This window comes from Streptomyces sp. NPDC002499 (genome assembly GCF_053595415.1).
This window is the reverse complement of sequence record NZ_JBSFXO010000013.1, coordinates 223,571-240,994: the sequence shown is the minus strand read 5'-3', so window position 1 is coordinate 240,994 and position 17,424 is coordinate 223,571. Positions and strand designations below refer to the sequence as shown.

The 17,424-nt window shown below is 70.0% G+C and carries 21 protein-coding genes; 1 reads left to right on the top strand and 20 read right to left on the bottom strand.

Going from position 1 to position 17,424, the window contains the following annotated elements:
- Positions 1-81: 81 nt before the first annotated feature.
- The 3 genes from pyrH to rpsB form a co-directional block, all read right to left on the bottom strand.
- A complete protein-coding gene (pyrH, locus tag ACWD5F_RS34435) occupies positions 82-840 on the bottom strand; it encodes a UMP kinase (protein ID WP_450351598.1) in 759 nt (252 codons plus the stop codon).
- Between the two features lie 189 nt (positions 841-1,029).
- Positions 1,030-1,866 (bottom strand): translation elongation factor Ts, encoded by an 837-nt coding sequence (tsf, locus tag ACWD5F_RS34430; RefSeq protein WP_451260257.1) that lies wholly within the window; start codon positions 1,864-1,866, stop codon positions 1,030-1,032.
- 181 nt (positions 1,867-2,047) lie between these two features.
- Entirely contained in the window at positions 2,048-3,016 is a 969-nt protein-coding gene (gene rpsB / locus ACWD5F_RS34425) for a 30S ribosomal protein S2 (RefSeq protein WP_451260256.1), read from the bottom strand.
- 269 nt (positions 3,017-3,285) lie between these two features.
- Here rpsB and ACWD5F_RS34420 point away from each other — a divergent pair, with 269 nt between their 5' ends.
- Positions 3,286-3,912, top strand: a complete 627-nt coding sequence (locus ACWD5F_RS34420; protein ID WP_451260255.1) for a peptidoglycan DD-metalloendopeptidase family protein — start codon at positions 3,286-3,288, stop codon at positions 3,910-3,912.
- 28 nt (positions 3,913-3,940) lie between these two features.
- On the opposite strand, the gene ACWD5F_RS34415 is transcribed toward ACWD5F_RS34420, so the two are convergent.
- The 17 genes from ACWD5F_RS34415 to ACWD5F_RS34335 all read right to left on the bottom strand — a co-directional run bounded on the left by ACWD5F_RS34415 (position 3,941) and on the right by ACWD5F_RS34335 (position 17,225).
- The gene (locus ACWD5F_RS34415) at positions 3,941-4,498 is read right to left on the bottom strand and encodes a TetR/AcrR family transcriptional regulator (protein ID WP_451260351.1); all 558 of its coding nucleotides are present in this window, start codon (positions 4,496-4,498) and stop codon (positions 3,941-3,943) included.
- A 143-nt stretch (positions 4,499-4,641) separates the two neighbouring features.
- Positions 4,642-5,484 carry an RNA polymerase sigma factor WhiG gene (whiG, locus tag ACWD5F_RS34410; protein ID WP_123997457.1) on the bottom strand — a complete coding sequence of 281 codons (843 nt, stop codon included), beginning with the start codon at positions 5,482-5,484 and terminating at the stop codon, positions 4,642-4,644.
- Positions 5,485-5,754: 270 nt separating this feature from the next.
- The gene (gene dprA / locus ACWD5F_RS34405; protein ID WP_451260254.1) at positions 5,755-6,963 is read right to left on the bottom strand and encodes a DNA-processing protein DprA; all 1,209 of its coding nucleotides are present in this window, start codon (positions 6,961-6,963) and stop codon (positions 5,755-5,757) included.
- Between the two features lie 83 nt (positions 6,964-7,046).
- Positions 7,047-8,672: a YifB family Mg chelatase-like AAA ATPase gene (locus ACWD5F_RS34400; RefSeq protein ID WP_401722818.1), complete on the bottom strand. Its 1,626-nt coding sequence runs from the start codon at positions 8,670-8,672 to the stop codon at positions 7,047-7,049.
- Position 8,673: 1 nt separating this feature from the next.
- On the bottom strand, positions 8,674-9,036 hold the full coding sequence (locus tag ACWD5F_RS34395; RefSeq protein ID WP_451260253.1) for a YraN family protein: 363 nt from the start codon (positions 9,034-9,036) through the stop codon (positions 8,674-8,676).
- Between the two features lie 107 nt (positions 9,037-9,143).
- Positions 9,144-9,452 carry a DUF2469 domain-containing protein gene (locus ACWD5F_RS34390; RefSeq protein WP_003965949.1) on the bottom strand — a complete coding sequence of 103 codons (309 nt, stop codon included), beginning with the start codon at positions 9,450-9,452 and terminating at the stop codon, positions 9,144-9,146.
- Positions 9,453-9,508: 56 nt separating this feature from the next.
- Complete coding sequence (locus ACWD5F_RS34385; protein WP_451260252.1) at positions 9,509-10,021, bottom strand: NUDIX hydrolase; 513 nt, start codon at positions 10,019-10,021, stop codon at positions 9,509-9,511.
- The gene (gene lepB / locus ACWD5F_RS34380; RefSeq protein ID WP_451260251.1) at positions 10,011-10,790 is read right to left on the bottom strand and encodes a signal peptidase I; all 780 of its coding nucleotides are present in this window, start codon (positions 10,788-10,790) and stop codon (positions 10,011-10,013) included. The genes ACWD5F_RS34385 and lepB (ACWD5F_RS34380) overlap by 11 nt, the downstream gene beginning before the upstream one ends.
- A 114-nt stretch (positions 10,791-10,904) precedes the next feature.
- Positions 10,905-11,915 carry a signal peptidase I gene (gene lepB, locus ACWD5F_RS34375; RefSeq protein WP_451260250.1) on the bottom strand — a complete coding sequence of 337 codons (1,011 nt, stop codon included), beginning with the start codon at positions 11,913-11,915 and terminating at the stop codon, positions 10,905-10,907.
- Positions 11,803-12,909 carry a signal peptidase I gene (lepB, locus tag ACWD5F_RS34370; RefSeq protein WP_451260249.1) on the bottom strand — a complete coding sequence of 369 codons (1,107 nt, stop codon included), beginning with the start codon at positions 12,907-12,909 and terminating at the stop codon, positions 11,803-11,805. Before lepB (ACWD5F_RS34370) ends, lepB (ACWD5F_RS34375) begins: the two co-directional genes overlap by 113 nt.
- Positions 12,902-13,654: a signal peptidase I gene (gene lepB, locus ACWD5F_RS34365; protein WP_401722802.1), complete on the bottom strand. Its 753-nt coding sequence runs from the start codon at positions 13,652-13,654 to the stop codon at positions 12,902-12,904. Before lepB (ACWD5F_RS34365) ends, lepB (ACWD5F_RS34370) begins: the two co-directional genes overlap by 8 nt.
- Positions 13,655-13,699: 45 nt before the next feature.
- Complete coding sequence (rplS, locus tag ACWD5F_RS34360) at positions 13,700-14,050, bottom strand: 50S ribosomal protein L19 (protein ID WP_123997467.1); 351 nt, start codon at positions 14,048-14,050, stop codon at positions 13,700-13,702.
- A gap of 132 nt (positions 14,051-14,182) precedes the next feature.
- Positions 14,183-15,016, bottom strand: coding sequence for a tRNA (guanosine(37)-N1)-methyltransferase TrmD (gene trmD / locus ACWD5F_RS34355; RefSeq protein ID WP_451260248.1), 834 nt, complete (start codon positions 15,014-15,016; stop codon positions 14,183-14,185).
- Positions 15,016-15,561 carry a ribosome maturation factor RimM gene (gene rimM / locus ACWD5F_RS34350; RefSeq protein WP_451260247.1) on the bottom strand — a complete coding sequence of 182 codons (546 nt, stop codon included), beginning with the start codon at positions 15,559-15,561 and terminating at the stop codon, positions 15,016-15,018. Before rimM ends, trmD begins: the two co-directional genes overlap by 1 nt.
- A 116-nt stretch (positions 15,562-15,677) precedes the next feature.
- Complete coding sequence (locus ACWD5F_RS34345; RefSeq protein ID WP_007384965.1) at positions 15,678-15,917, bottom strand: RNA-binding protein; 240 nt, start codon at positions 15,915-15,917, stop codon at positions 15,678-15,680.
- A gap of 2 nt (positions 15,918-15,919) precedes the next feature.
- Complete coding sequence (gene rpsP, locus ACWD5F_RS34340; protein WP_401722793.1) at positions 15,920-16,348, bottom strand: 30S ribosomal protein S16; 429 nt, start codon at positions 16,346-16,348, stop codon at positions 15,920-15,922.
- 274 nt (positions 16,349-16,622) lie between these two features.
- Entirely contained in the window at positions 16,623-17,225 is a 603-nt protein-coding gene (locus ACWD5F_RS34335) for a hypothetical protein (RefSeq protein ID WP_123997471.1), read from the bottom strand.
- Positions 17,226-17,424: the final 199 nt, after the last annotated feature.

Sequence of the window (17,424 nt, the reverse complement as noted above, 5' to 3'; positions counted from 1 at the left end):
GTCGCGTCTTCTTTCTGCACGGTTCCCGACCGGCAGGACATTGTCCATCCCCCGGTCAGGGTCCGTGGGTGGTGTTGCCCGTCAGTCCCGGCTGCCCTGTTCACCCACCAGGGTGCCGATCTTCTCACCCTTGACGGCGCGGGCGATATTGCCCTCGGCCAGAAGCTCGAAGACCAGGATCGGAAGCTTGTTGTCGCGGCACAGCGTGATGGCGGTCATGTCGGCGACCTTGAGGTCGCGGGTGATGACCTCGCCGTAGCTGAGGGAGTCGAACCGGACGGCCTCGGGGTTGGCCTTCGGGTCGGAGTCGTAGACCCCGTCCACTCCGTTCTTGCCCATCAGCAGCGCCTCGGCGTCGATCTCCAGGGCGCGCTGGGCCGCGGTGGTGTCGGTGGAGAAGTACGGCATGCCCATACCGGCACCGAAGATGACCACGCGGCCCTTCTCCAGGTGGCGCACGGCGCGCAGCGGGATGTACGGCTCGGCGACCTGGCCCATGGTGATGGCGGTCTGCACCCGGCTGTCGATGCCCTCCTTCTCCAGGAAGTCCTGGAGGGCGAGGCAGTTCATCACCGTGCCGAGCATGCCCATGTAGTCCGAGCGGGCCCGGTCCATGCCGCGCTGCTGGAGTTCGGCGCCGCGGAAGAAGTTGCCGCCGCCGATGACGACGGCGACCTGGGCGCCGTCCCGCACGACGGCCGCGATCTCACGCGCGATCTTGTGCACGACGTCGGGGTCGACGCCCAGGCCCCCGCCGCCGGAGAAGGCTTCTCCGGACAGCTTCAACATGAACCGGCCGCGTACTTTGCCGTCGTCGCTCTTCTGGGGCTTGGTGGTCATGGGAGATCCCGCCTCTTTCACGTCGTGCGCATACAAAGAAGGCCACTGCCGGTGGGGTGTCGATCGCATCCCATGCTCGGCAATGGCCTCCTCGTCAGATCTGCTGTCGTCCGTCACGCGCGCGCGTGACGGCGTACCGGACGACTGCGTCCGACCCTATCGGGGCCGGGCGCCGATCGCGGCACGGACTCAGATGCCGACCTTGATGCGCGTGAAGCGCTTCAGGGTGACACCGGCCTCGTCCAGGACCTTCTGGACGGACTTCTTGGGGTCGAGCGCGTAGGGCTGACCGAGCAGCGTCGCGTCCTTGAAGAAGCCGTTGACGCGACCCTCGACGATCTTCGAGATCGCGGCCTCGGGCTTGCCCTCGGCGCGGGTGGTCTCCTCGGCGACGCGGCGCTCGGACTCGACGACCTCGGCCGGCACGTCCTCCTTGGAGAGGTACTTCGGCGCGAAGGCGGCGATGTGCTGGGCGACGCCCCGGGCGACCTCGGCGTTGGGCTTGTCGAGCTCGACGAGGACACCGATCTGCGGGGGCAGGTCGGGCATCGTGCGGTGCATGTACGCGGTCACGAAGCCGTCGGCGAACGCCGCGAAGCGGTCCAGGACGATCTTCTCGCCGAGGTTGGCGTTGGCCTCGTCCACGAACGCCTGGACGGTCTTGCCGGCCTCGATCTCGGAGGCAAGCAGGCTGGCCAGGTCGGCCGGCGCGGTCTTGGCGACGTGCTCGGCGATCTGGTTGGCGACGACCTGGAACTTCTCGCTCTTGGCGACGAAGTCCGTCTCGCACTTCAGCTCGACCAGCACGCCGGAGGAGTTGTCGTCGGCGATGACGGAGACCACGGCGCCGTTCTCGGCGGAGCGGCCCTCGCGCTTGGCGACGCCCTTCTGGCCCTTGATACGGAGCGCCTCGACGGCCTTCTCGACGTTGCCGTCGGCCTCGTCCAGGGCCTTCTTGCAGTCCATCATGCCGGCGCCGGTGAGCTCACGAAGCTTCTTGACGTCGGCGGCGGTGTAGTTCGCCATGAGTCTGTGAATCTTTCTGGAAGTCTGGAAGATCGAAGATCTACGGGGTCCACGGCCCCCATCTAGTCGGGGGCCGCTGACTCTCCGCCGACCTACAGGTGAACGGCGGGAGCGGACTTCACCGCGCCCGAAGGCGCTTCTGATGCAGTACCGCTCCCGCCGTCAACACTGACGCTTACGGTCAGGCCTGCTCGGCGTCCGCGGCCGGAGCGTCGGCAACCGGAGCCTCGGCGGCCGGGGCCTCGGCCGCGGGGGCCTCAGCAGCTTCGGCGGCCGGCGCCTCGGGGGCCTCGACAGCAGCCGGAGCCTCGGCCTGCTCGGCGTCGGCGACCTTCTCGGTCTCGGCAGAGGTCTGCACCTCGGCCTCGTCCGCCTTCTTCTCACCCTCGAGCAGGTCGCGCTCCCACGCGGCCAGCGGCTCGCCCGCGGCCTTGTCGCCCTTGCCCTCGGTGGCGACACCGGAGCGGGAGATGAGGCCCTCGGCGACCGCGTCAGCGATCACACGGGTGAGCAGGGTGACGGAGCGGATCGCGTCGTCGTTGCCCGGGATCTTGTAGTCGACCTCGTCGGGGTCACAGTTGGTGTCGAGGATGGCGACGACCGGGATGTTGAGCTTCCGGGCCTCACCGACCGCGATGTGCTCCTTCTTGGTGTCCACGATCCAGACGGCGCTGGGCACCTTGGACATCTCGCGGATACCACCGAGGGTCTTCTCCAGCTTGGCCTTCTCGCGCGAGAGCACGAGAAGCTCCTTCTTGGTGAGACCGGACGCGGCGACGTCCTCGAAGTCGATCTGCTCGAGCTCCTTGAGGCGCTGCAGACGCTTGTAGACGGTCGAGAAGTTGGTGAGCATGCCGCCCAGCCAGCGCTGGTTGACGTAGGGCATGCCGACGCGGGTCGCCTGCTCGGCGATCGCCTCCTGCGCCTGCTTCTTCGTGCCGACGAACATGACCGTGCCGCCGTGGGCGACGGTCTCCTTGACGAACTCGTAGGCGCGGTCGATGTACGACAGCGACTGGAGCAGGTCGATGATGTAGATGCCGTTGCGCTCCGTGAAGATGAAGCGCTTCATCTTCGGGTTCCAACGACGGGTCTGGTGACCGAAGTGGACGCCGCTTTCCAGCAGCTCCCGCATCGTGACGACGGCCATGGCCGTACTCCTTGGTGTTCTCGGTTGTGCCGCGGATGCCGGACGGCTTCCGCGCCTGACGCCCACATGCGCCGTGCCACGAGGGACCGAGGGGCGCTGACAGGGACCGTTGCCGGCCGCGTGTCGGGGCGTGCGAAGTCGACCCGGTGACCCGGATCGCCAGAAGAAGTGTACGGGACCCTGGAGGTACCGGGTGACGCCGCTGTCCACAACCGGTGAGTAGTCCACAGATCCCGGCCATGATCGCCGGATCACGGGACCGTTCTCGCATGCGAGGCAACCGATATGTACGGCATGTACGGCTGTGGAAGCGCTACGCGCGCCTGCTGGGAGCGGTCCTGCTGATCTCGGCGTCGACCGCCCTGGCCCCCTGGGCCCGAGCGGACACCCCACCACCGCCCCCACCCGACCCGGGCGAACGGGCCCCGGCGATCGCCCACGCCTGGCCGGTGGGCACCCGCCCCTCCGTCCTACGAGGCTGGGAGCGGCCGGCGACGGTGTACGGCCCCGGCCACCGGGGCGTGGACCTGGCCGCGGCCCCGGGCACTCCGGTACGCGCGGTCGCCGCCGGACACGTCTCCTTCGCTGGCCGGGTGGCCGGACGGGGCGTGGTCTCCGTGGAACTGTCCGGCACGGATCTGCGCACGACGTACGAGCCGGTACGGGCGTCGGTGAAGAAGGGCGACGAGGTGGCGGCAGGCGAGACGGTGGGCACGGTGGAACCGACGGGCACGCACTGCCCCCTCACCTGCGTGCACTGGGGCCTGCTGCGAGGGGACGCCTACCTGGACCCACTCACCCTGCTCCCACCGTGGCTCCTGCGCACGGGCCCGTCCCGCCTGCTGCCGGTGCTGGGCGTACCACTGCCGCCGGAGTCGGGTTCGTACGCGGGGTGACGCCACCCCTGGTCGGCAGGAAGGCCGGTCAGCCCCGCACACCCCGAAGGGCCATGCCGACGGCCGCGTCCGTGATCACCGAGGGCTCCTCGGCGGCGCCGAGTTCGATGCGACGGACGGCCGCGTCCACGACGCCCTGGAGCATCATCGCCGCGAGGCGGGGCTGGGCGTGGCCCAGTTCGGCCAGTGCCTCGACGATCATCGCGACGAGGCCGCCGTGCGCGGCGCGGATCTTCTCCCGGGCGCCCGCGTCCAGTTCGCTCGCGGAGATGGCCACGACGGCCCGGTGGCGCCGGTCCCCGACGAGGGCCAGCTGCCGGCGGACGTACGCCTCGACCTTGCCCTCGGGTGAGGCCGCGCGCTCCATGGCGGCCTCGACCTCGGCGGCCCAGACCGGGAAGTCGACCTCGCACAGCTCCTCGACCACGGCGGCCCGCGACCGGAAGTACTCGTACACGGACGAGCGCGCGAGCCCCGTCCGCTCGGCGAGCGCGGGGAAGGTCAGCGCCTCCGTCCCGCCCTCGGACAACAGGGACCGCGCCGCGTCCAGCAGGGCGGCTCGCTGCATCGACCGGTGCTCGGCCACGGAGGCCGCTCGAATCCTTGGCACGTCAACCACTCTACGGACGTGCCTCCCCGGGCGGGAGTCTCTCCGCCGGGACGGACGTCACTCGCGCGCCTTCCGACGGACGTCACTCGCGCTCGCTCCAGCGGGCGGCACCCCACCGCTCAGCGGCCGAAACTCGCCAGCTTCGCGCGCAGCTGCAGCACCGACTTGGTGTGGATCTGGCTGACCCGGCTCTCGGTGACGCCGAGCACGTTCCCGATCTCGGCGAGGGTGAGGCCCTCGTAGTAGTAGAGCGTGACGACGGTCTTCTCGCGGTCGGGCAGGGTGTTGATCGCCCGTGCCAGGAACCGTCTCAGCTCCCGGTCCTCGGCCACCTCCACGGGGTTGTCCGCGGCGGTGTCCTCCAGCGTGTCCATCAGGCTGAGCCGGTCGCCGCCCTCACCGCCGACGTGCAGCAGCTCCTCCAGCGCCACCACGTTCGCCAGCGACAACTGGCTGAACACGGCGTGGAGTTCGTCCACCTGGATGCCCAGCTCGGAGGCGACCTCCCCCTCCGACGGGGTCCGCCGCAGCCGCGCCTCCAGGGTCGCGTACGCGCGCTCCACGTTCCGCGCCTTCTGCCGCACGGACCGCGGGATCCAGTCCAGCGCCCGGAGTTCGTCGATCATCGCGCCCCGGATCCGCGTGATCGCGTACGTCTCGAACTTGATCTCCCGGTCGACGTCGAACTTCTCGATCGCGTCGATGAGCCCGAACACCCCCGAGGAGACGAAGTCGGCCTGCTCCACGTTGGGCGGCAGCCCGACGCTGACCCGTCCCGCCACGTACTTCACCAAGGGCGAGTAGTGCAGGATCAGCTGCTCCCGCAGCCGCTCGTCCCCCGTTGACTTGTACGACCGCCACAGCTCGTCGAGCGTCGAGGGAGCGGGCGGTCGCACGCTGCCACCGTCGCGGGCGGCTGGCGGGATCGCCGCCCGGTCGGACCCGGAAGTGTGCTGGGGCATTCGTCGCCTTGTGCCGTTCTGCCATGAATCGGGGCTGCGTGGGTGAGCTGTCGGTCTGATGTCGAGTTGCCTGTCTGCGTCGGAATTCAGGTGAGCGTAGCGTGACTGGAGTGTCGCGGTGAGCGAGGACGGGTGGCCGAGGTGCGCCCGGAGGCATCCCGTCGACGACTCACCGCATCACGACAGTCGCTCTAAGTGATCATCACTGAGCGCCAACTGCCGGGATTTCCAAAGGTGTCCGGCCTCCCCCGGACGGCCGAACACGCTCGGTCAGCATCGACCCCGATCCGCTCCGACGGACGACATCGCCTGGCGTGTCAACTTCCAGCCGTCGCCGTGTCGTTCGACGTAACCGAGTGATCGGAGTTCGTACAGTCTCGCGATCGCGTCGTCCTTCGTGGTCCGCGCATCGCGGGCGATCCCGTCGGCCGGCACCGCGCCGCGGGCGGGCAGCGCGGCGAGGACGTGCCGGGCCGCCGGGTCCAGCAGATCCCTCGGCAGCACCGGGCCGCGCCGCTCCGGGGCCAGCTCCCCCATGTCGCCGACGAGTTCGACGACTTCCGCGGCCTCGGTGACCAGCACGGCGTCGGCGCGCAGCAGTTCGTGCACACCGGCCGAGAGCGCGCTGGTCGCGGGCCCGGGCACCCCTATCGTGTGGCGCCCCAACCGCCGTGCGGCCCGTGCGGTGACCAGCGAGCCGCTGCGGTAGGCGGCCTCGACGACCACCGTGCCCCGGGTCAACGCGGCGATCACGCGGTTGCGGACGATGAATCTGCTCGCCGTCGGATGCTCACCGGGCGCCAACTCGCCCACGACCAGACCCTGTTCCGCGATCCGGCCGATCAACTCGGTGTGTCCGCGCGGGTAGGGCCGGTCCACCCCGCAGGCCAGCACGGCGACGGTGGCACCACCGGCGCCGAGCGCGCCCCGGTGTGCGGCGGCGTCGACCCCGTAGGCACCGCCGGACACGACCACCCAGCCGCGCTCGGCAAGGCCGGCGGCGAGGGTGGCCGCCATATGCGCCCCGTACTCGGTACAGGCCCGCGCGCCCACGACGGCGACGGATCTGAGCGCCCACATCCGCAGGCTCGCAGGACCGCGCACCCACAGCCCGAGCGGACGCCCGTCCCCGAGATCGTCGAGCTGCGCGGGCCACTCGGCGTCCCCGGGCCGCACGAACCGCATCCCGGCGGCCCGCGCCACAGCAAGATCCCGTTCGGGCTCACCCCGCTCGGCCCGCGCCCGCAACCCGGCCCACCGCTTATGGGTCACCCCGGCAAGCTGCGCCCCACGCCCACGCAACCGCTCCACCACCTCCTCGGCCCCCAACTCCCGAACCCACCGCCCACAGGTCTCGTCCCCCGGCTCGATGACCCGGGTGAGATGAACGAGGGCAAGCAACTCGGGCGAGGGACTGTCGTCCGGTGGCTGGGCCTCGGGGCGCCCGCCTGCCGACCCGGCCTCGGAACCACCACCCATCGACTCGGCTCGAAGGCCGCCGCCCGCCGACTCGACCCCAAGGACACCACCTGCCGGCCCAGCCCCCGCTTCCTCTCCCATCCTCACGCCAGCGCCCCGATAGCCATCGGCACCCCTCGTGGCACTCCCGTGCGGAGTTGCAGCGCCAGAGCCACATCCGTCGCGTCGGGTCGGTCGTGGCCGACCAGGTCCGCCACGGTCCAGGCCACCCGTAGCACCCGGTCGATACCGCGAGCGGTGAGCACTCCCCGCTCCAGGCTGCGCTCGGCGTCGTCCATGGCGCCCGGCGTCGCGTGCCAGCGGCTGCGGAGTTCGCGTCCGGGCACCTCGCTGTTGCTGCGCCACGGGGTGCCTGTGAAGCGTTCCGTCGCGCGCTCGCGGGCCGCCCTGACCCGGTCGGCGACCGTCGCGGTGGACTCGCCCCGGGCGCCCGGCGCGGTCAGTTGGGCGCGGGTCACCGGGTCGACCTCGACCCGCAGGTCGACCCGGTCGAGCAGCGGGCCGGACAGTCGTGCCTGATAGCGGCGGATCGCCGAGGGCGGGCAGTCGCAGAGGGAGTTGAGCTGCGAGAAGCGTCCACAGGGGCATGGGTTGGCCGCCAACACCATCAGGAAGCGGGCCGGGAACCGCACCACCCCGGCGCTGCGCGCGATCACCACATGCCCCGCCTCCAGCGGTTGCCGCAGGGCGTCCAGGGTCTGGCTGTGGAATTCCGGCGCTTCGTCGAGAAAGAGGACGCCTCGGTGAGCCAGCGAGACCGCGCCAGGACGTGGGATGCCCGGGCCTCCGCCCACCAGCGACTGCATCGTGGCCGAGTGGTGCGGGGCGCAGTAGGGGGCCGTGTCCACGAGAGGCTTGCCCGGGGGCAGCAGCCCGGCCACCGAGTGCACCGCCGTGACCTCCAGGGACTCCTCCCTGCCCAGCGGAGGCAGTACGGCCGGCAGGCGTTCCGCCAGCATCGTCTTGCCCGCGCCCGGCGGCCCTTCGAGGAAGAGATGGTGGCCGCCCGCCGCCGACACCTCCACGGCGGTGCGCGCCGACATCTGGCCCACGACGTCGGCCAGGTCATGGCCGTGGTCGTGCTGCGCGGCGCCCATGCTGTGCATGCCCGTGGCCGCTCCGGTGCCCGGTACGCGCAGCCCCGCGAGGAGCGGATCGGGGCGGCCCAGTTCGTCGGGCGCCTCCTCGGGCACCGGTTCGTCCGTCAGTACCGCGATGAGCTGGCGCAGGCTGCGGACACCCAGCACGGAGACCCCCGGGACCAGCGTCGCCTCGGCGGCGGCGCACTCCGGCACCACCACCTGCTCGTAGCCGGCGTCGGCCGCGGCCAGCACCGCGGGCAGGATGCCCCGGACCGGCCGTACCCGCCCGTCCAGGCCCAGCTCTCCGATCATCACGATGTCGGCGAGCACCCGCGGGTCGATCCGCTCACTGGCGCCGAGCACCGCACACGCGACAGCGAGGTCGAACCCGCTGCCCGCCTTGGGTACCGACGCCGGGCTGAGTCCGACCGTCAGCTTCTTCTGCGGCCACTCGCCCCCGGAGTTCACCACCGCCGCCCGTACCCGGTCCCGGCTCTCCGTCAGGCTCTTGTCCGGCAGGCCGACCAGTGTGAACGCCGCGACCCCCGGTTCGAGGTCGGCCTGGACCTCGACGACCACTCCCTCGACGCCCACCAGGGCCACCGAGCACGTGCGTGCGAACGCCATCTCAGGCCACCCCCCGCGCGTGCTCGACCACGGGTGCGCCGCGATCGGGGAGCAGGACGCCGACCAGGTCGATACGGACGCCTCCCGGCGGTGCGCCCCCGTGTTCCTGGGCCCAGCGCTCCGCGAGGGTGCGCAGCCGGTCCGCCTTGGTCGGCGTGACCGCCGCCATGGGATGTTCGAAGGGGCCCGCCCTGCGGGTCTTCACCTCGCAGACCACCAGGACGTCCCCGTCCCGGGCCACGATGTCGATCTCGCCCGTCCGTCCGCAGCGCCAGTTGCGCTCCAGGACGGTCAGGCCGGCCTCGCTCAGTCGCCGCGCGGCGAGGTCTTCTCCGTACTTGCCGAGTGCGCTTCGTGCGTTCATGTCGGCACCACCTCCGGCGCCAACGCTCACGCACCGGGGTGGATCAAGTTGATCTTGGTGCGCTACTCACCGGTTGTGGAAAACCCCGCCACCCACACGAGGGAATCTCACCCGCCCGGCAGCTCCAGATCGCTCTTGTTCAGCTCCTCGATGTTCACGTCCTTGAACGTGAGGACGCGGACCTGCTTCACGAAGCGAGCCGGGCGGTACATGTCCCAGACCCACGCGTCCGCCATCGACACCTCGAAGAACACCTCGCCCTGGACCGAGTGCACCTGCATCTCGTAGTCGTTGGTCAGGTAGAAACGCCGCTCGGTCTCGATCACGTATTTGAACAGACCGACGACATCGCGGTACTCCCGGTAGAGCTTCAGCTCCATCTCGGTCTCGTACTTCTCGAGGTCCTCGGCGCTCATGGCATGTTCCCCTTCAGCCGTGCGATCCCACCATTGTGCGCCAGTCCCGTATGCCCCTAGACGATTTCTGGGTCAAGGGTCACCGGGCCGGGCGGGGGACCTTCGTCGAGCAGCCTGCGCAGCAGCTCGGCGAGTCTGGTCGGATACACCGTCTCATGTGCCCGGGTCAGTTCCTGACAGGTCCACCAACGCGCTCCGGCGACGCTGCGCCGCTCCAGCTCGGTCAGCCCCAGGGCCTGCGTCGCCGTCTGTGTCGTACGGGCCAGGTAGTACCACTCGTCCTGGTCCCAGCGACGACCGGCGAACGGGAAGGAGCACATCCGCCGCCACAGCACCGGGCCCAGTTCGACCTCGGTGATGCCGGTCTCCTCGGCGAGTTCCCGCACGGCGGCCTGCTCGCGGGTCTCCTCGCCCTCGACACCGCCGCCCGGGGTGAACCACCAGTCGTCGGAGGGGTCGTCCGGTTCATGGCCGTACAGGAGCAGGATGCGGTCGTCGGGGTCGAGGAGCACGACCCGGGCGACCTTGCGCAATCCGCCCTCGTAGGTGTCCGTGGCCTCAGGGGGCACCCACGGGCTCCGTTCGGGTCCGGGCGCGGCGGCCGCCCAGCCGCTTGGCGATCGGGCCGTACGCGCCGCCGCCGAGGACGAGCACCGCGCCGACGACGATCAGTACGACGATCAGACGCAGCGGGCCCGGCGTGGACAGGGCGCCCAGTTCCTCGAATCCTGTCGGCTTCTTCAGCATGCCGTTCATGGGCCAGACGACCGCGTCGACGCGGGCCGTCACGGCGGAGCGCGCGACCGTGCCGTTCGCGGTGTCCGTGAGATGGGCGGTGGAGTCCAGGGAGCCCTGGCGCTCGTCGCCGAGCAGGAACAGCCGGCCCTCGGGGACGGTGACCGACGGGAAGTCCGTGATCTCGGCGAGGCTGCCCTTGGGCAGATACGGCTCGTCGATCTCCTTGCCGTTGACCGTCAGCTTGCCGTCCGTGCAGCAGGAGACCTTGTCGCCGCCGACCGCGACCACGCGCTTGACGACCGCCGAGCCCGTCACCCAGCTCTTGTCGTTGAAGACGACGACGTCGCCCCGGCGTATCTCGCCGCCGTCGACGCGCTGTGCCAGCACCCGGTCACCGGCGTCGATCGTCGGCGTCATCGAGCTGGTGGGCACGGTGTAGGGCCGGTAGACCACCGCTCCCCAGGCGAACCCTCCCAGGAACAGCACAATGCCCAGTGCGACCGCCAGTCCGGACAGTCGCTGTCCGGTCCGGCTGCCCACCGGGCCCGTGCCTGTGCCGCCGCTGTGCGGGGCCGTACGCGTCATGCTCTCGCCACCCATGGATCCGCACCCTACCCGGCGGTACCTGACCCGGTCAGCCCCTCAAGGGGACCGGGGTCACAGCTCCACGATGGCTTCACGAAGGGGCGGTACGAGCGCCCCCAGCGAGTCACCTCAGCGGGTCTCGGCGGGTGCGATCCGCCGCCGGCGCCACAGGGCCACCGGCACCAGCCCGGCGACGGCGATCGCGTCGGGCGCGTTCGTCAGGGCGCCGGAGGCCGAGGACTGGTCATTCAGGCCCGGCTGGTCGAAGGTGTCCGGGACCGGGAGGGTGTCCCAGCGGTTGATCGGCCAGGCGATGACGATGGCGCGGCCGACGACGTCCTTGACCGGGACCATGCCGTGGTGCGCGTCGTCCTGGTTGTAGCGGGAGTCACGGGAGTTCTGACGGTGGTCGCCCATCACCCAGAGGTAGCCCTTGGGGATCTTCACCGTGAACTGACCGCCCTGATCGTCCACACTGCACGGCGTGTTGCCGGCGTAGACGAACGAAGTGTCGTTCAGCGCCTTGCCGTTGACCTTCACCGGGCCCGTGCCCTTGCAGGAGACGGTGTCGCCGCCGACGCCGATCACGCGCTTGATGAGGTCCTTCTCCTCGGCGGACGGCATCAGGCCGATCCAGCTGAGGACCTTCTGCAGCGCGTTCGGGTCGGCCGTGGGCTCGCCCGCCAGCCAGTTGTCCGGGTCGTGGAAGACGACGACCTCGCCGCGCTCGGGCTCCGACCCGAACCACGGGGTGAGCTTGTCGACGAGGACGCGGTCGCCCTGCTGGAGGGTGTTCTGCATCGAGTCCGAGGGGATCGAGAACGCCTGCACCAGGAAGGTCTTGATCAGCAGCGCGAGTACGAGCGCGATGCCGATCAGGATCGGCAGCTCCTTCCAGAAGGAGCGGGGTTTCTTCGGTCCCGGCGTCGGTTCACCGGGACCCCGCCTCGGCGTCGGATCGCCCGGACCCTGGTCATCGGCCCGGGTCCGCTCACCGGACGCCGGGGCGTCACTGGTCGCCCCGGAGTCACTCCCGGGGGTCACGGCGCTGTCCGCGGCCGGGACAGCTGCATCCACGGGGCGTCCGCGGTGCTCCTCGCCGTCGTGTCCGGACCGTGCGCCAACCGCCACATCCCCCACGCCAACTCCTTACTCTGTGCCGCCGCCTGCCCCATGCGCGGCGCAGGCCCACCACTCCCATAACGAGCGGGAGTTCCGCAGGGGTCGGGAGTTGGATCGTTCCGTTCGGATCGTCGGAGGCAACCCTATGCGACAGCTGGGGAGCGGCGGTCGTCCCCGGCACCGAGTTGGAAACGGAGGCGAAAGTTTTAGGTTCGTTGAGGCTGGTCCAGTGCCCCATGGGCCAGGCGATGACCTTGGCGCGGCCCACCACGGAGTCCAGGGACACGGTTCCGCCGTAGTCGGTGTCCTGATGTGCCCGGGAATCGGCGGAGTTGGCGCGGTGGTCGCCCATCACCCACAGTCGCCCCTTGGGGACGGTGATGTCGAACTGCTGGATGGAGGGGGCGTTTCCGGGGTACAGGTAGTCGCTCTCGCTCAGGGGAACGCCGTTGACGGTGATCCGGCCTTGCGTGTCACAGCACTTGACGTTGTCGCCGCCGACGCCGACGACCCGCTTGATGAGGTCCTTCTCGTTGTCGGAGGGCAACAGGCCGATGAAGGTGAGCCCTTCCTTGACCTGCTTGATGACGATGGGGTCGCTCTTCTTGGTGGTGGTCTGTTCGTCGTCGAGCCAGCCGCCGGGGTCCTTGAAGACGACGACGTCCCCGCGCTTGGGCTCGGAGCCGAACCACGGGGTGAACTTGTCCACCAGGACACGGTCGCCGATCCGGATCGTCTGCTCCATGGAGCCGGACGGGATCACGAACGCCTGCACGAGGAAGGTCTTCAGGACCAGGGCTATGAGGACGGCGACGCCGACGAGGAGAGGTATCTCCTTGACCGCGCTGCGCCGTCGGCGGCGCTTGACCTTGCGCTGCAGCTTGCGCCGGTCGGCACGGGAACGGCCGTCGCCCGCGGGGGCGCTGGTGCGCCGGGAGCCGGTGGGAAGCAGGTTCTCGGTGCCGAAGGGGTTGCTGGGCACCGAGCCCCGTGGTCTGCCGCGGTTACCCATGCGCACCGTCCCCCTTCTCAGACGCGGTCGCCTCCGCGGCGGGCACGCGCGCATAAGCGCTCGGGCGGTGCAGACGGGTCCAGTGGGCGGTGGGCCAGACGATCCAGTCGGCGCGTCCGACGACGTCGGCCACGGGGATCATGCCGCCGCCGGGCGAGCCCAGATGGTCGCGGGAGTCACTGGAGTCGCTGCGGTGGTCGCCGAGGACGAAGAGGGTGCCGGCGGGCACGCGGACGTCGAAGGGAACCGTGGACGGGCCGTCGCCGGGGAACAGGAACGTCGACTCGTCGACCGACCGGCCGTTCACCTGGAGCCTCCCCTCCTTGTCGCAGCAGACCACGTGGTCTCCCCCCACACCCACTACCCGTTTGATGTAGTCACCGCTCCCGAAGTACCCGGTTCCGTCGAACACGACGACGTCACCGCGCCGCGGATCGGCACCAAAACGGTACGCCAACTTATTTACGAGAACGCGGTCGCCGATCCTCAATCCGTTTTCCATGGATCCGCTGGGAATCTGGAAGGGACGGACCACGAAAGAGTTGAGGAGCAGCAAAAACACCAGGCAGACCAGTGCGGTCAGGGTGATGAACCCACCGGGCAGCCAGTCGGTGATCCACGCCACCAACGCGAAGCGCGACCGGCCCTCCGAACCCTCTGTGTCCGAGATCTCCCCGGATGTCCCCGGGGAGTCGGAAGGGCTGGAGGAGCGGTCGCGCTCCGTCGACTGTGCTTCGGTGTCCATCGGAGCCAGATGTTATCCGGCCTCGATATGACGCCCGTAAGGCGCTCAGTTGTCGCGCTTCTCCTTGATCTTCGCGGCCTTGCCGCGGAGCTCGCGCAGGTAGTACAGCTTCGCGCGACGCACGTCACCGCGGGTGACGAGCTCGATCTTCTCGACGATCGGGGTGTGCACCGGGAAGGTGCGCTCGACGCCGACGGAGAAGGAGACCTTGCGGACCGTGAAGGTCTCGCGGACGCCGGCACCCTGGCGGCGGATCACCACACCCTTGAACTGCTGCACACGGGAGCGGTTGCCCTCGATGACGCGGACGTGCACGTTGACCGTGTCGCCCGGGCGGAAGGCGGGGATGTCGGTGCGCAGCGAGGCGCCGTCGACGATGTCGAGCAGGTTGGACATTTCATCTGCTTTCTTCGCTGATGCCACAGGTCATCACCGGTACTAGGTTCTCTGAAGGAGGTTGTGCGGGTCGGGGCGGGCGTCGTGTCCCCCTGTGGCAGGGGCGCACGCCGGACGACGCACAACAGCGGCCTATTCTTCCACGCCCTCCGGCCTGCGCCAAAATCGGCCGTGGGCCTCGCCCTCCGGGTCCGGGGCCCAGCCCAGGATGGAGAGCATCTCGCGGTCCTTCTTGTCGAAGGCCTTGGGCTCGCAGCGCTCGATGAGGTCGGGCCGGTGGGCGGCCGTACGCCTGAGCGCCTCGTCGCGGCGCCAGCGGGCGATCTTCCCGTGGTGCCCGCTGAGCAGCACGTCCGGGATGTCGCGGCCGCGCCACAGGGGCGGCTTGGTGTAGACGGGCCCCTCCAGGAGGTTCGCCATCGCGCCGGGCGCGAACGAGTCGTCCCGGTGGGACTCGGCGTTGCCCAGGACGCCGGGCAGCAGCCGGGCCACGGCCTCCGTGACGACCAGTACGGCGGCCTCGCCGCCGGCGAGCACATAGTCGCCGATGGACACCTCGTAGACCGGCATCCGGGTCGCGTACTCGTCGATCACCCGGCGGTCGATGCCCTCGTAGCGCGCGGGCGTGAAGATCAGCCAGGGGCGCTCGGAGAGCTCGACGGCGAGTTCCTGGGTGAAGGGGCGGCCGCTGGGGGTGGGGACGATGAGCGCGGGGGCGCGGGAGTCGCTCTCGTAGCCGTCGGCCAGGACCGAGTCCAGCGCGTCGCCCCAGGGCTCGGTCTTCATGACCATGCCGGGGCCGCCGCCGTAGGGGGTATCGTCGACGGTGTTGTGGCGGTCGTAGGTCCACTCACGCAGATCGTGCACATGGACGTTCAGCTGCCCACGCGCGCGTGCCTTGCCGACGAGGGAGACGTTCAGCGGTTCGAGGTACTCGGGGAAGATCGTGACGACGTCGAGCCGCATTACGCCTCCTCCTCCCTGGAGGACGCGATCTCGGCCCGGCCGTCGATCAGCCCGGGCGGCGGGTCGATGACCGCGCGCTGCTCCTCCAGGTCGATCTCGACGACGATCGACTCGACGAAGGGGATCATCACCTCGCTGCCGTCGGGCCGCTCGACGATGAAGAGGTCCTGGGAGGGCAGGTGCGAGATCTCGGTGATGCGGCCGATCTCGATGCCGTCCCGGGTGACCACGTCCAGGTCCATCAGCTGGTGGTCGTAGTACTCGTCCTCCTCCTCCGGCAGCTCCTCGGGATCGATCTCGGCGATCAGGAGGGTGTTGCGCAGGGCCTCGGCCGCGGAGCGGTCGTTGACACCCTCGAAGCGCAGGAGGAGCCGGCCGCTGTGGACGCGGCCGGTCTCGATGGTGAGCGGGCCGGTGGCGGCCGGGTCGGTGGCCAGGACGGCGCCGGGGGCGAGCCTGAGTTCCGGCTCGTCGGTGCGGACCTCGACGGTGACGTCGCCCTTGATGCCATGGGCGCGACCGATGCGGGCGACTACCAACTGCACTTCTCTGGATCTCCTGTCATGACGACGACGGGCCGGGGACGGCCCACTGGCCCTCCCCGGCCCGAGCCGGTGCTGCGTTTCGGCGTCGACGGACGTGGTGCACGCCCGTCAGTGCGTCAGCGGACGTGATCCACGTCGACGAGGTCGACGCGGACACCGCGACCGCCGATGGCGCCCACGACGGTACGCAGAGCGCGTGCGGTGCGGCCGTTGCGGCCGATCACCTTGCCGAGGTCGTCCGGGTGGACCCGGACCTCCAGCACACGCCCGCGGCGCAGGGTGCGCGAGGCGACCTGCACATCGTCAGGGTTGTCGACGATGCCCTTCACGAGGTGCTCGAGAGCCTCCTCGAGCATGCTCAGGCCTCGGTCGACTCGGACGAGGAGGACTCGGCCGGGGCCTCGTCCTTCTTGTCGGCCTTCTTCTTCTGGGTGATGGCCTCACCCTTGCCCTCGTCGTCGCCACCGAGGGCGTCGAACACCGGGCGCGCGGCCTTCGGCTCGGCCACGAGCAGCGGCGCCGGGGCCGGCAGGCCCTTGAACTTCTGCCAGTCGCCGGTCAGCTTGAGGATGGCGAGCACGGGCTCGGTCGGCTGCGCGCCGACACCCAGCCAGTACTGCGCGCGGTCCGTGTCGACCTCGATACGCGAGGGGTTCTGCACCGGGTGGTACAGACCGATCTCCTCGATGGCCCGGCCGTCACGGCGGGTACGGGAGTCGGCGACGACGATGCGGTAGTGAGGCGAACGGATCTTGCCCAGACGCTTCAGCTTGATCTTGACTGCCACGGGAGTGGGTTCTCCTGGTTTTGACGTGGTTGGGCACGGCGAGACGGCCGCGTGGGGTTGCGGTACCCGAGTGCCCGATGGACGCGTCAGCCGGAGGCGAGAGGGTTCCTGTGCGGCTGTCGAGTACAGCTAGCCATTGTGCCACACCCTGCGGGTCCCTTCGCCCCCGGGAGTGCGGGGGCATGCCTGAGGAACACCCGGCATGCCGGGTGCCCTCGGGCTGCGCACGCCACTACGCCGTCCCGAGTGCGGCCGCCACGAGCAGCCGCACCCGTCAGCCGGCCGCCGCGCCCACGACCTCCGGGATCCGGAACGGCTTCCCGCAGCCCCCGCAGACGATCGGCGCCTGGGCGAGGACGGACGGGACCACGCGCACGTTCCGGCCGCAGTCGCACACGGCCTTGACCCGCACGCCGCCCCCGGAGGAGCCGTGGCGGGCGGCCGGGCCGCGGAAGGAGCGGCCGGTGTCCGAGGACGTGGCCGCGGTGTGGGCCTTGAGGGCGCGCTGGAGCCGCTCGATGGTCGGGCGGTACCGGCGCTTGGCCTCGGGGTTGAGCGTGACCAGCGAGAAACCGCTGCTCGGGTGCGGCTCCTCCTGGTGGTCCAGGCCCAGTTCCTCGGCGATCGCGAGGAATCTCCGGTTGTGGTACCGGCCGGCACGGGACGTGTCGCGCACGCCGCGCGCGGCGGCGATGCCATGGACTGCCTCATGCAGCAGTCGCTCGAAGGAGAGCTCGTGCCCGCAGGCGGACGACGACTCTCCGATCAGGGACTCGGGCGCGGCCAGATCGGGCAGTTCGGGGTGGTACCGCTGAATGTCGGCCCACGCCTCTGCCAGCTCTGCGGCGAGAACAGGTGGTGTCTGTGTCGTGCTCACGTAATGACAACGAGCCGGAGTGCCCCTGTGTTCCTATTCCGGGCCATCCCAAATAATTTGCACGTACCCGTCAGTTGCCGCTGATGCGTCCGGACGAGGGCGGGTGCGCTGATCTGCGGAGAAGCCTCACAGCTCGTACCAAGCCGGTACGTAGTCTGACGTACGCACCAACGCGTAGATGATGTCCACACGTCGGTGC